The 13879-nt window shown below is 48.7% G+C and carries 11 protein-coding genes; 5 read left to right on the top strand and 6 right to left on the bottom strand.

Annotated features, from left to right (window positions below; translation table 11 throughout):
- Positions 1–2 precede the first annotated feature (2 nt).
- Positions 3–2099 carry a methyl-accepting chemotaxis protein gene (locus tag EXM22_RS17420; RefSeq protein ID WP_149487751.1) on the top strand — a complete coding sequence of 699 codons (2097 nt, stop codon included), beginning with the start codon at positions 3–5 and terminating at the stop codon, positions 2097–2099.
- Positions 2100–2108: 9 nt separating this feature from the next.
- On the opposite strand, the gene EXM22_RS17425 is transcribed toward EXM22_RS17420, so the two are convergent.
- The 6 genes from EXM22_RS17425 to EXM22_RS17450 form a co-directional block, all read right to left on the bottom strand.
- The gene (locus EXM22_RS17425; protein ID WP_149487752.1) at positions 2109–3050 is read right to left on the bottom strand and encodes a ribose-phosphate diphosphokinase; all 942 of its coding nucleotides are present in this window, start codon (positions 3048–3050) and stop codon (positions 2109–2111) included.
- A complete protein-coding gene (locus tag EXM22_RS17430; RefSeq protein ID WP_210411518.1) occupies positions 3047–4885 on the bottom strand; it encodes a bifunctional homocysteine S-methyltransferase/methylenetetrahydrofolate reductase in 1839 nt (612 codons plus the stop codon). Before EXM22_RS17430 ends, EXM22_RS17425 begins: the two co-directional genes overlap by 4 nt.
- A gap of 52 nt (positions 4886–4937) precedes the next feature.
- The gene (locus EXM22_RS17435) at positions 4938–5096 is read right to left on the bottom strand and encodes a rubredoxin (RefSeq protein WP_425465767.1); all 159 of its coding nucleotides are present in this window, start codon (positions 5094–5096) and stop codon (positions 4938–4940) included.
- A gap of 30 nt (positions 5097–5126) precedes the next feature.
- Positions 5127–7577 (bottom strand): methionine synthase, encoded by a 2451-nt coding sequence (locus EXM22_RS17440; RefSeq protein WP_149487754.1) that lies wholly within the window; start codon positions 7575–7577, stop codon positions 5127–5129.
- The gene (locus EXM22_RS17445; protein ID WP_149487755.1) at positions 7574–8497 is read right to left on the bottom strand and encodes a homocysteine S-methyltransferase family protein; all 924 of its coding nucleotides are present in this window, start codon (positions 8495–8497) and stop codon (positions 7574–7576) included. The genes EXM22_RS17440 and EXM22_RS17445 overlap by 4 nt, the downstream gene beginning before the upstream one ends.
- A gap of 142 nt (positions 8498–8639) precedes the next feature.
- Positions 8640–9752 carry an anaerobic sulfatase maturase gene (locus EXM22_RS17450; RefSeq protein WP_149487756.1) on the bottom strand — a complete coding sequence of 371 codons (1113 nt, stop codon included), beginning with the start codon at positions 9750–9752 and terminating at the stop codon, positions 8640–8642.
- Positions 9753–9958: 206 nt separating this feature from the next.
- Between EXM22_RS17450 and EXM22_RS17455 the strand changes: the two genes are divergently transcribed.
- The 4 genes from EXM22_RS17455 to EXM22_RS17470 are packed head-to-tail and all read left to right on the top strand — an operon-like array spanning position 9959 to position 13879.
- Positions 9959–11680 carry an ABC transporter ATP-binding protein gene (locus EXM22_RS17455; RefSeq protein WP_149487757.1) on the top strand — a complete coding sequence of 574 codons (1722 nt, stop codon included), beginning with the start codon at positions 9959–9961 and terminating at the stop codon, positions 11678–11680.
- Positions 11673–12533: an energy-coupling factor transporter transmembrane component T family protein gene (locus tag EXM22_RS17460; RefSeq protein ID WP_149487758.1), complete on the top strand. Its 861-nt coding sequence runs from the start codon at positions 11673–11675 to the stop codon at positions 12531–12533. The genes EXM22_RS17455 and EXM22_RS17460 overlap by 8 nt, the downstream gene beginning before the upstream one ends.
- A complete protein-coding gene (locus EXM22_RS17465) occupies positions 12520–13116 on the top strand; it encodes an ECF transporter S component (RefSeq protein ID WP_149487759.1) in 597 nt (198 codons plus the stop codon). The genes EXM22_RS17460 and EXM22_RS17465 overlap by 14 nt, the downstream gene beginning before the upstream one ends.
- A complete protein-coding gene (locus EXM22_RS17470) occupies positions 13097–13879 on the top strand; it encodes a type III pantothenate kinase (RefSeq protein ID WP_149487760.1) in 783 nt (260 codons plus the stop codon). Before EXM22_RS17465 ends, EXM22_RS17470 begins: the two co-directional genes overlap by 20 nt.

Below are 13879 nucleotides of genomic sequence, written 5' to 3' on the forward strand. Positions count from 1 at the left end.
ATATGAAAATTACATCCAAGATTATTCTTCCCGTGGCGATCATGCTTGTTCTGGCAGTGAGTATCGTCTCGATCATCGGTTATACGAATATATCCCATGAAATAGATAATGTCCTTGAGGTGAGCACCCAGACTATACTTGAGAATCTTCTCAACGAGAATGAAATGTTCAATAAGAACATGCGATTTATGAAAGAGGGCATGAATAACAATTATATAAAAATTGCCAGGAGCATCGCCTACATTGTTAATGAGAATCCCGACCTGGTATCCACGGAACGAATGCAGGAACTGGCGTCTGCCATCGGCATTGATGAAATACATATCATAGACAGCCGTGGTATCCTTTTTGCAGGTTCTGACCCGGAATCTTTCGGTCTTGATTTTTCTCAGAACGAAGAGACAAAACCATTTCTTGAACTGTTGGGTAATCCCCAGGGGAAACTGGCCCAGGAACCGCAGAACCGGCAACAGGATGGCAAATTCTTCCAGTACATCGCGGTCTCTCTACCCGATGGTTCCGGGTTGGTACAAATTGGTGTAGAACCGACGGAACTTTCAAATTTGAAGGTGCTGTCTAATCTTCAGAATCTTTTAATGACCTATCCCTATAAGGATGGTGGATATGCCTATATCATTTCTGAAGAAAACAATTCCGTTATTCATCACTCAAAGATCGATAGAATCGGTGAAGATCTGACTCAGTATGAGTTTGGTCAGAGGATTCTCAAAGAAAAAACTGGAAGATTTACCTATACCTTCGAAGGGGTGGAGGTTTATACACACTATCAATATACAGAGGACGGAATCTATGTCTCCGCCATCCCCACCAAGGCCTTCAAAAGCCGTTTGACACCCATTTTGTATGCTTTGGTCTTGAGTTCTTTTCTGGCTCTCATCTTATTTTCAGCATTGATTTATATAATTGTAAGAAAAATTTTTGCTCCCTTGCGCAATGTGAGCGACTCTCTTTTGAAAATTTCCAGTGGGGATGCCGATCTGACACAGAGACTTGTGGTTCTCAGCAAGGATGAAGTTGGTGATGTTGCTCATAATTTCAATGCCTTCATTGAAAACCTTCAATCCCTGATCATCGGTATCCAAATGGCTGTGAGCAAAACTCATAACATCAGTGTAGAACTGAGTTCCAACACGGATATAACGGCTGCCTCCATTGGTGACATTGATATGAATATCAATTCCGTCAGAAATCAGCTGCAGCAAATGAATGTCAATATTGGTGAAAGTGCAACGGCCATGGAAGAGATTACTTCCAATACTAGTTCCTTTGATAATATGATCTCATCCCAGGCATCCATGGTTGAAGAATCGACGGCCGCCATCACCCAGATGATTGCTTCTTTGAACAATGTGGGCAATATTACTGTGGCCAAAAAAGAGTCTACCGCCGATCTTAAGAATATTGCAGAAGAGGGTAAAAAACAGATAGATCAGACTTCAAAGGAATTTGCAGTCGTCGCGGAAAAGATATCCAAGATTCAGGAAATGGCTGTCACGATTAATAATATTGCGGCCCAGACTAATCTGTTGTCTATGAATGCGGCCATTGAAGCGGCTCATGCAGGAGAATCGGGAAAAGGCTTTGCCGTTGTTGCTGATGAAATCAGGAAACTGGCTGAAACCTCGGGTAAATCATCAGGAACCATCAGCAAGCTGATTAAGGATATTACCATTGGAGTCAGCAATACATCAGAAAATGTTGTAAAAACACTGAGAATATTCGACTCGATTTCTGAAGAGGTCGAGTCTACGGTGAATGCCTTCCACGAAATTGAAAACTCTGTCTCGGAACTCACCATAGGGGGCCGGCAGGTTATGGAATCAACAGAAGAGATTAACAATGTGACAAACGAGGTCAGTCAGGGGTCTTCTGAAATTCACAGGGGGATCGATTCGACAAGTACTTCCTTGTTGGGTATTAAATCAAAATCCGGAGAAGTCGCAATTGGTGTAGATGAGATCAATAGAAAGGCATCCGAAGTGGTCGATGCCATGAAAAAGCTGCAGCTGCTTGGGGATGACCTAGACAGTATTACCCGGGACCTCTCTGAAAAGTTCAGCCAGTTTATAACCGGCTGAACCTGAATGCTAAGGGAACATCTCTCCGATGCTTTCTCCTGTGTGAATCCTTCTGATGGCTTCGGCCAGCAGGGGGGCTACAGATAGGACGGTCAAGTTTTCCATTTTTTTGTCATCGGGGATATGAACCGTATTGGTCAGAACCAGTTCTTCCATCCCCGCTTCTTTGAGGCGGGGAACTGCATCAGCGCTGAGTACACCGTGTACGGCACTGACGTAGATGCTGGCAGCTCCGGCATTTTTAAGGGTCTTCATCGTTTCCAGAATGGTAGAACCTGTGGCTATTTCATCATCAAATATGATGCAGACTTTTCCCCGTACATTCCCTACAATTTCCCCCTGAGTTACTGCTGTATCGCTGATCCGTCTCTTATCTACGATGGCAATGGGCACATCCAGGTGCTGTGCAAAATGGCCTGCTCTTTTGGCGCCCCCCGCATCAGTGGCCACTACGATCATCTTCTCTCTGCCTGGTTTGTTTACAAAGTAGTCTGCTATGAGGGATGTTGCAGTGAGGTGATCCACGGGTACGCTGAAAAATCCATGAACCTGGGGAGAGTGAAGATCCATCGTCAGAACCCTGTCGGCTCCGGCGGTTTTCAACAGATCTGCTATGAGCCTGGCGGTTATGGAGATGCGGGGAGCATCTTTCTTGTCTGACCGGGCATAGGAGTAATAGGGGATTACAGCCGTAATCCGCCTCGCGGAAGCACTCCTCAGGGCATCCATGGTAATGAGCATTTCCATGAGGTGTTCGCTTACCGGTGTCGTCAGGGACTGCACTATAAAGACATCTCTTTCTCGGACATTTTCCAGTACCTGCACAGACAGATTGTCGTTGGAAAAACGGGCCATTTTCAGAAGGCTCTGTTCAAGGTCCAGAGCGTGGGCAATGTCGGCTGTCAAATCTGGATTGGCACCGCCGCAGAAAATCTTCAGTTGTTCTCTCATATAGTTGTATCCATTCCTAAAACTTTCAGCGCCAGTTCTACCCGGCCGAAGGGGGCACTTACCTGATAGCCCTGGACATAGGGTTCGATGGTTCTGCATATTTCCGAGGCAATCCGAATGCCCTCTGCAATCCCTTCTTCCCTGGTTTTGCAGCGGCTCATCCTTTCCATAACACTGTCGGGAACTTCCACCCCGGGAACTTCATTACGCATGAACTCGGCATTCTTAAAGCTGACTAGAGGCCATACTCCCGCTACCACGGGAATCGTTCCGAATGCCGATGCTTCATCCATGAATTTCAACAGGGCATCGGGATCAAATACGGGCTGGGTTATGGCAAACTCGGCACCGGCTTCCAGTTTTCTTCTGTACCGGTCTAGTTCCAGTTTCGGAGACACCGCACAGGGGTTCGCTCCCACACCCGTAAAAATACCTGTGGGAGGAGTAATCGGGTTTCCTCCAAAATCTCGACCGTAATTGAGTCCCAGGATGACCTGGGTCAGTCCTATGGAATCTACGTCAAATACACCTGTGACTTCAGGATAGTCTCCCGACTTGGGCGGATCTCCGGTGATGACCAGAAAGTTGTTCAGCCCGGCAGCTACGGATCCCAGTATATCAGACTGCATTCCCAGAAGGTTCCGGTCCCGGCAGGTATAATGAAGTACCGCTTCTATGCCCGCTTCTTTCTGGATGATAGAGGCGGCGATCATGGGTGATACCCTGGCACTGGCCCGAGGACCGTCTGGGATGTTGATGGCATCCACACCATGGTAGGCACAGGCCTTTGCCTTGCTGATGAAACCAGTCAGATCGGTGCTTCTGGGAGGGGTTATTTCCACAGATGTCACCATCTTCCCTTGTTTCAGGAGGCAAGCCAGTCTCGATTTCTCTTCCTGGGGGACAGGTTGCACATCCGATGCGGTTCTATCGACAACCTTAATTTCCACATGCTGCTTTATTAAGGAGGTGGCCTTGACCGTCCGTGAAGCCTTGAGGATGTGTTCCGGGGTTGTACCGCAGCATCCTCCTATCCCGCTGACTCCCAGTTTTATGAATTTTTGGGCGTAACTGGCAAAATATTCAGGATTTGTAAGGTAGACCATCCGACCGTCCTGTTCTTTGGGAAATCCTGCATTGGGCATGGCAATCAATGGTTTTTGTGTGAGAGGAAGAGCCCTTTCTACCCAGTTGTAGGTATGGGAAGGGCCGGTTCCGCAGTTGAGTCCCACCAGGTCCAGGGCCTCACAGCTGTCGAGGCCCTGCATCAGTACTTCCAGACTCTCCCCTCCGGGGGTGTAACCCTCTTCTGTCAGGGTGAAGCATCCGCATACTGGTAAACCCGTTTCGGCGGCGGCTTGGGCAGCCAGGATCAGCTCTTCGCTATGACTGAATGTTTCCAGAAGGATGAGATCGACCCCTCCTTCCTTCAGAGCCTGAGCCTGTTCCGAAAAGACCTCACTCAGTTCTTCCCGCCTGTTCTCTCCCAAGATCTGCCCCGATTTCAAACAGGGACCCATGGAGCCTGCCACATAAAGATTGTCCATGGCGTATTGTCTGGCAATCCCGGCTGCGGCCACATTGATCTCTCTGACTTTTTCTCCCAGACCATGTTCGGTGAGTTTTATGCGGTTGGCACCAAAGGTATTGGTTTCCAGAACATCCGCTCCTGCTTCGCTGTAGGCTTTGTGGATTTCTCCTACAATTTCTGGGTTTGTCAGATTCAGTTCATCATAACAACGGTTCAGAAAGACTCCCTTGGTGTAGAGCATTGTACCCATGGCTCCGTCAAAAACGAGGGGCTGCTTTTTGATGCGTTCAAGAAAAGGGGTCAAGATTTTCTCCTTGGTCTATTTGTAATTTGGTTTTATTTGTCTTAGAAAAGGTTCAGTCTACGGGATCAAACAAATCCTTTGTGGAATAACACAGAGGACAAACCCATGTTTCGGGGAGATCCTCAAAAGCAGTTCCTTCAGGGATATCTCCCATGGGATCTCCTACGGCGGGATCATAGATGTAGCCGCAATTGACACATATGTATTTCATTATCAAGGTCTCCTATTTTCCATAAATGGATTATACGGCAAAGTATTTTGCCTGGGGGTGATGGGCTACAAGAGCGGATGTGCTCTGTTCAGGAACCATTTCAAAATTTTCTGTCAATGTAATACCAATTCGAGAAGGATCCAGCATGTCAAAAAGAAGACCATGAGCCGAAATATCCGGACAGGAGGGGTATCCGAATCCATAGCGTGATCCCTGATACTGCTGGGTTACATATCCATGGATGCTCTCCGGTTCTGTACTGGTAATTCCCAACTCCTGGCGCATCCTTTTATGCCAGTACTCAGCCAGTGCATCGGTGACTTCAACTGAGAAGGCGTGAAGCATCAGGTAGTCATGGTAGGCGTCGGCCTCATAGAGTTCGGCCGTCCGTTTGGATACTTCATCTCCTATGGTTACGACAAAAAGACCGGCCACATCTCCTCCTTCTTCTGCACTCTTATAATAATCGGAGAGACAGAGGAACGGCGCTTCTGCCTGACGGGGGAACCCATAGTCAAATTCCCTGTCGTTGTGGAACATCACCAGATGATCATCCCGGCTTTCACAGGAGAAGTAGCCATAGGCGGCTTTGGGGTCAATGAGCCCTTCATGAAGAAATTGGTGACGGAACTCTTCATACAGTGGTTCCACTTTGGTTTTTATCAGATCTTCATATTCTGCGGCGGACATCTTGCCCCGTCTATAGCCCCAGCGGCCCCGAAAAAGAGCCTGTTTATTCACCAGGTTCAGCACAGCTTCCAGGTCTATGTCCTTGACTATCTTATCTCCCAGAAAGGGAGGTTCCGGGACAGGGTTTACCCTGGATATGGTTGCATCTTTTAGCCCCGGTTTGACTTCTTTTACATCCTTGGGAGCCGTCCATGTGGTGGCTTCCAGGGTTCCTGCTTCAAAGTCGCGTACTTTTTTCAGGGCATCAAAGGCATCCTGGTTGTAAACGACGGGAGAACCATAGCCGGGAACACAGCTTTCTGCCACAAATTTTCTAGTGAGAGCGGCTCCACCTAAGAAGATGGGTACTTTAAAACCAGCTTCTTCATACTGGGGGAGGCTTTCGGCCATTACCATGGCTGATTTTACGAGGAGTCCACTGAGACCTATGATGTCTACATCGTATTCGCGGGCTTTCTGAATCACTGTTTCGGCGGGAACCTTAATCCCTATGTTGTAGACCTTGTACCCGTTGTTGCTCAGGATAATATCCACAAGATTTTTACCGATATCATGGACATCTCCCTGTACGGTGGCCAGGAGGATCTTCAAACGGCTCTCCTCGTCGGATTTCTCCATTAGAGGTTCCAGATATCGGACAGAGGTCTTCATGACCTCCGCAGACTGAAGGACGAAGGGCAGAAGAATCTCACCCTTGCCGAAGAGTTCTCCCACATGACGCATCCCCGGGACAAGGATATCGTTGATGATCCCAAGGGGGGATCGCCTCTGGAGAAGCATATCCAAAACATCTTCAAGATCATCCTTGTTTCCGGTGACAACCTTGTCATACAGTTGTGTCTCAATGGGCTTCCATTTCGTATCTTCTTCATTGTCACTATCGGCTGTAGCCGTGCTGAAATGGTCGATGAATGTCAGCAGGGGAGACTTTTCAGGATTCTTGACTCTATCATAAAGGAGGTCCAGGCAAATTTCCCTGTCTTCTTCCGGGATCGAGGCCAGCGAAATGACCTTGGCCGCATCGATGATGCAGGAATCCAAGCCGTACTCCAAGGCTTCGTGAAGGAAAACGGCATTGAGGATCTTCCGTGATACCGCAGACAATCCGAATGAGATATTGCTGAGTCCCAGCATGGTCAGACAGCCGGGGAGTTCCTCTTTGATGCCCCTGATGGCCTCTAAGGTCTGAATCGCCGCATCCTTAAGGGTTTCATCTCCAGCGCCAATGGTAAAGGTCAAAGGATCAAAGAGAATGTCTTGGGGACGGAGACCCATTTCATCGACGGCAATAGCGTAGATCCTTTTGGCTACAGCAACCTTGTCCGCCGTGGTCATGGCCATCCCTTTTTCATCGATTGTCAGGGCGACTACCGCGGCTCCGTATTTTTTGACCTGCTTTAAAACCTTGTAGATGTTAACGCCGCCATCTTCCAGATTCACCGAGTTGACGATACATCGGCCCGGATAGAGTTTCAGGGCTTTTTCGATGACACTTGGTGTGGTGGAATCGATCATCAGAGGAACCTTGAGGGATGAAGCAAAGCTGGGGATCAGAATCTCAAAGTCCTTCATCTCATCCCGGCCCGCATAGGCGGTGCAGAGGTCCAGGACATGGGCTCCAACGGCCTCCTGTTCTCTGGCTATGGTTAGGCAGGTATCATAATCATCATTTAGGAGAGCCTCTTTGAACCGGCGTGAACCGTTGGCGTTGCACCGTTCTCCAATGATCAAAGGTTTGATGGGCTGAATCAGGTCAACAGCCTCATATAAGCTTGCTATGGAAGGCTTCATGCTTGTATCTTCCTTTCGGCGGGAGCAGATTCCGCCAGAGTTTTTTTCAAGGTCGCAATATGGACCGGAGTGGTTCCGCAGCAGCCGCCTGCCAGTGATACACCCCAGTCGGCTACAAAGGTTTTTAACTCTCCCGCATAGGCATCGGGAGACATGGGGTAGGTTGTCTTGCCGTCAATGATTTCGGGCAGACCCTGGTTGGGGAGGCAGGAAATCCGTCCCGGCCAATTATGACTGAGCCATCGGATGCTGCTGAGCATATCCTCCGGCCCGGTGGCACAATTTAAACCAAAGGAAAATACCGGGTAGGGTTCAATGATGGCCGCCGCCGCGGCAATATCCGTACCGGCGAGCATGGTCCCTGTGCTCTCAATGGTGACCGAAACCATGACGGGAATATCCTGTTTTTTTTCTTCCAATACTTCGTAACAGGTCACGAGGACTGTCTTTAGCTGCAGGATGTCCTGGGCTGTTTCCAATAGAATCAGATCGACGCCGGCATCAACCAGAGCCTCAATTTGTTCCTTATAGGCCGCCGCCAGGTCATCCACGCTGATGTGTCCTAGGGAGGGAAGCTTTGTTCCCGGGCCAACCGAACCGGCTATCCATCCGGCACCATGCTGTTCTATCGCTTTTTTGGCACACATGACTGCTGCGGTGTTGATCTCTTTGACCCGGTCCTCCAGACCATACTCTCCCAAGACAATGCTGGTTCCACCAAAGCTGTTTGTTTCGATGACATCCGCACCGGCTTTTAGAAACTCAAGATGCATTTCGGTAATCCTCTCGGGAGCCGTCAGACAGAGGTATTCGTTACAGCCCTCATTGTCATCCCACACAGCATCGGGCAGGTCCATGTTCTGGATACTCGTCCCGCAGGCCCCGTCCAGGATTAATAATTTCTTATCCTTCAGGTTCATTTAAGAACTCCTCATTATGATCTTATTGATAAACAGTTCTGTGCTTTGCACAATTGTGCTGTAAGTATAATGATTTATTTGTATAAAATCCAAAATAGGCTGTTGATAGATCAGGGATATAAGTTCCCGGATTTTGCGTGACCTAGTTTCTTCTCTGAGACCTTTCCAGTTTGATTTGATCAGCCAGAGATCTGAGCCGCGGTAGGGCATGGCTGTAAAATTTCTTCAATCCGGGACAGAGATAGGATAATCCATCATTCTTGAGTCCAGTTCTGTTCTTTTGACAATCTCCATGGCAAAAAGAGAGCCAGGGGCAGGATGTGCATTCATCACTGAATTTCAACTTGGCATTGCCAAACTCTCTGTAGGTTTTATCTGTGATAAATTGTTTCCAGTTTCCAGTATGGATATTTCCAAGTTTCAGGTCTTCTGTGACAAAAAAGTCACAGGGATAGACCGATCCATCGTACTCCACTACAAAATACTGGCAGCAGTTTTTATCCATGTCGCAGGTGGTCGGATTTCCAAAAACCATCTTGTTCAAAATTGAGTCAAAAAACCTGATTGAAACCTCATGTCTATCCTTAAACCAGCGGTCGAAGACTCCTATGAGAAAATCTCCCCATCCTTCTGGTGGGACCGACCAGGGTTCGGGAGTGACTCCATCGGGCTTGAACTCGACACAGGGAATAAACTGCATAAATCGTATTCCCATATCAAATAAATAATCATAAACAAGTTGGGGCTGGCTGCTATTAAGGTCATTGACCAGGGTCAATATATTGTATTCCACCTTGTGTTTGTTTAGGTTTTCAAGGCCTTTCATGACCAGGTGGTGGGAGGGCTTTTTCGCGGCTGTTTTTCTGTAATGGTCGTGGATTTCGGGAGGACCGTCCATGCTGATGCCAAGCAGAAATTGATACTGGGCAAAGAAGGCGGCCATTTCATCTGTTATGAGAGTACCGTTGGTTTGGATCGCATTGGCTATAACGGCTCCCTTCGGGGCATATTTTTGTTCCAGTTTGATGAGTTTCTCAAAGAAAGGAAGACCCATAATGGTGGGTTCTCCTCCCTGAAACGCTAGGGAGTACTGGGGCTGGGAGGTCTGCATATAGGAAAACACCAATTTATCAAGAGTCTTATCATCCATCCTTGTTTTTTGGGATTCGCAGATATGATCCAGGTAAAAACAGTACTCACAGCGGAGATTGCAGTCGGCGGACGCCGGTTTTATCAGGAGTGAAAATGGTTTCATAATTGTCCTGAATTGTACGTAACCAGGGGATGGGCGTCAATGAGCGAAGAGGGGCTATATTGACTCAAAGAGCCTAAGGGATTAGATTTGAAGAACCAGTACGCCTGTATCCGCCAAGGAACGGGACGTTGAGGGAACAATGAAGAAAAAACAAGTATCCGCTTTGGACTCAAATACTCTCCTGTTTTTAAGATTCAGGGGGATCTATGTCGTTTATTGAATTCCGTGATGTCAGCTTCCAGTACCCCGGGCAGAGCGGCCTTGCTCTCGAAGGAGTGAGCTTTCGTTTAGAAGCCGGAACTCATACGGCTATCGTTGGGGGAAACGGTTCCGGAAAAAGCACTCTGGCCCGGCTGATCATCGGACTTTTGATACCCAAAAGCGGGCAGATTCTGGTGGACTCCCTAGATACAGCCTTCCCCGGTCACCACCGAACTATCCGCAGTCATACGGGGCTTGTCTTTCAGAATCCTTCCTCTCAGATCGTAGCCACTGTTGTCGAGGAGGATATCGCCTTTGGTCCTGAAAACCTCGTCCTAGATAGCCGGGAAATAAGACAGCGTGTCATTCAGTCCATGGAAGAAACCTCCCTTAGCCCTTTATCCCTCAGAGGAACACATCAGCTCTCTGCGGGGCAACAGCAACGCTTGGCTATGGCAGGTATTTTGGCCATGGGCTCCCGCTGTATGATCTTAGATGAAGCCGAATCCATGCTGAATCCCTCGGGGAGAACACAGCTGAACCGCCTTCTCGTGGAGCTACAAAATGCCGGGCATACAATCCTCCGGATCAGTCATTTTATGGAACAGGCCGTACTCGCAGACCGGGTTTTGGTGATGAATGACGGACATCTGGTTGAAGACGGTACACCAAGATTGTTTCTCCAAAGGAGTGAGAGTCTGAAAGGCTGGCATCTGAAGGAAACACCAGCTCAGGAATTAAATCGATTTCTTTTTGGAGAATCCGATCAATTTTCACCTGTTCTCACAGAAGAGGAATTGATTTCAACCCTCAAGGACCGGGGCATAGGATGCAGAATTACAAACAAAGAAGAGCTTCGATCCTCAAAACAGGAGGAGCAGGTCATCTCTTTGAAGGGCGTCTCCCGCTCCTATTCCAAGGGGACGGATTTTCCTGTGTATGCCCTGAAAAATGTGGACTTTACCCTTTATCGGGGTGAATCTGTTTCTGTGTTGGGGGCTACCGGTTCCGGGAAATCCTCTTTTTTACAGACTCTCAACAGCCTCTTACTGCCTGATTCAGGGGAAATCCGTCTATTACATGAGAATCCTCTAGATAAGAGAACCGATCTCAGGGCACTCCGTTGGAGGATCGGTCTTGTCATGCAGCAAGCTGAAAAGCAGCTTTTTGCCCCCCTTGTGGGAGATGATGTGGCCTTTGGTCCTTCTCAGCAGGGTTTACGGGGCCGGCCCCTGGCGTTGAGAGTCAAAGAGGCCCTTGATCAGGTGGGACTGCCCTTTGAAACCTACAGGGATTTTCCTGTTAAGGCCCTCAGCGGTGGACAAAAGAGAAAAGCCGCATTGGCAGGTGTTCTCGCCATGAATCCCGAAATCCTCCTTTTGGATGAACCTACAGCCGGCCTTGATCCTGAGGCTGCTGATCAACTTGAAAATATCCTCCTTGATCTTCAATCCCGGGGCATGTCGCTGATCACGGTTACCCACAGCGTGGAGCAGGCTCTGAGGCTCTCCCGGCGTCTCGTTGTTTTCAAGGATTCCGAGATTTTCTGGGATGGAGACGCGGCGGACTTTTTTACACGCCAAGACCCCTCGGTTCCTGGGCTGGATTATCCTCTTTCATCGAGGATTGCCGCCGCCCTTGGTGCTGTTCATCCCGGAAGCATTCTGACACCCCGGGAGCTGTTGGATTCAATCCTTCTCCCCTCAGGAGATAAATCATATGAATGATTTTGAAATTCTTCATAACCTGTCTATGGGACAGTATAAACCTGGGAATACGGTGATCCATAATCTGAATCCCGCGCTCAAAATCATGGCCCTGTTAGTCCTGATGGGCATGGTGTTCTTTTCCCCGCTGATCCCCCAAATGCCCCTTCTTTTTTTTCTGTTGGTTATATTCGCCCGTTTAGCGAGATTGAAACTGCGGTTTTTGCTCAAAGGCGTCAGACCTGTGCTTCCTTTTTTACTTCTCATAGCCCTGATACAGATGTTTTTAATTCCTCGTTTCTACCAGACCGAAGCGCTCCTGCACTTCTATTCCTGGGAACTCCACCCCGAAGATCTGCTTTTCACGGGTAAATTGTTTGGCAGATTCTTCTGCCTTTTTCTGCTTTTTACTCTCTTTACATCGGTTACGACCGTTTCAGAGATCAGTCATGGAGCGGAAATCCTCTTCCGGCCTTTGGGACGCAAAAAGGGTTTGTCCCACGACCTTTCTCTGGTGATCACCATCACCTTCCGGTTTATACCGATTTTGGCCATGGAAGCCGAGCATATTACGAAGGCCCAGGCCTCCCGTGGCGGTTCTTTTGGAACCTGGAAGATGGGACTCATCAAAAAAATGAGACTCTACATACCCTTGGTTATCCCTTTGTTTGTGGCGGCTTTGGAGCGGGCCGAAATCCTCGTGGAAGCCATGGAAGCGCGCTGTTATGAGCCGGGGAAAGAGCGGAGCCGCCTCGCTGAATATCCCTGGACCGTGGGGGATACAAGGGCTCTTGTCTTTTTGATCTTAGGATTTTTATTGCTGCTGCTCAGCAGGTTTTTAATCTCTATAGGAGGAAGTAATGTCAGATTCTAATCGTACACGTAAGATCGTCATCACCGCGGTAATGGCGGCGGTATCTGTGGTTTTGGGAGCCACCCGCCTCGGATTTATTCCCTGGATTTCCGGCGCATCCCTGACCATCATGCATGTTCCCGTTATTATCGGGGCCATCCTGGAAGGACCGGTGGTGGGAATGATCATAGGCTTGATTTTCGGTATTTTTAGCCTCATTCAGGCTGCTGTTTCCCCCACGGGTCCTGTGGATGTCTTTTTTGTCAATCCTCTCATTTCCGTTCTTCCGCGGATTCTCATTGGTTTGACAAGTTTTTTAGTTTTTAAGGCTTTTAGGGGAAAATTTCTGTCCATTTCCATTGTCTTAGCCTCCCTAATGGGGAGTCTAACCAATACTCTTCTTGTTCTGGGCGCTCTTGGAATTGCCGGAGCACTCCCCTGGGAGTTGATCGGAGCCATCGTTTTGGCCAATGGTCTGGCCGAAGCCGCTGCTGCAGCCTTGATCTGCAGTGCTGTGATCCTTACATGGAAATCAGTGGATCATCAGGGTAAAAGGTCCCAATTGGAAGATTTGAAGGAGGATCATGATGTTGCTGGCCGTTGATGTAGGAAATACGAATATCGTTCTGGGGCTCCATAACGGTGAAAATTGGATTAATCACTGGAGGATCAGCACGGATCCTTCTAAAATGCCCGATGAGTACGGAGTCCTTGTCCGGGACCTCCTCCGTGAGGGGAATGTCGACCGGGGGGCCATCAACCAGGCGGTCATCAGCTCTGTTGTACCCGGTCTTACGGGGAAAATTCAGGAAATGGTTCGTCAGATGACGGGATTTAATCCGCTGATTGTCGGGCCGGGCGTGAAGACGGGTCTTAAAATTTTAATAGAGAATCCAGCCGAGCTGGGAACGGACATCGTCTGTAATTCCGTTGCGGCCTATCATCGCATTCAGGGCAATTGTATTGTCGTGGATTTTGGAACGGCTCTTACATTCACGGCTATTAGGGAACCGGGAGAGATCCTGGGTGTGTCCATCGCCCCCGGACTACAGGCTGCTGCGGAAGCCCTCTCTGAGCATACGGCTCAGCTGCCTCAGGTCTGGTTGGAACCGCCCCAACGGGCCATAGGGACTAATACAATCAAATCGATTCAGTCGGGTGTCGTTTGGGGGTATACAGGTCTGGTTGAGGCTCTAATCGACAGAATGAGAGCAGAGTTGGGAGGAACAGCTTCTGTGATCGCAACGGGAGGCCGGGCTTCTGTCATTGCTCCTTTGACGGATCGATTCACCATGAACGAACCCTGGCTGATCCTCGAAGGACTCAGGCTCATCGCCGATAGGAATAAAAGTTTTTTCTCGAATTGA

It is taken from the genome of Oceanispirochaeta crateris, from assembly GCF_008329965.1.
Lineage (GTDB): Bacteria > Spirochaetota > Spirochaetia > DSM-2461 > DSM-2461 > Oceanispirochaeta > Oceanispirochaeta crateris.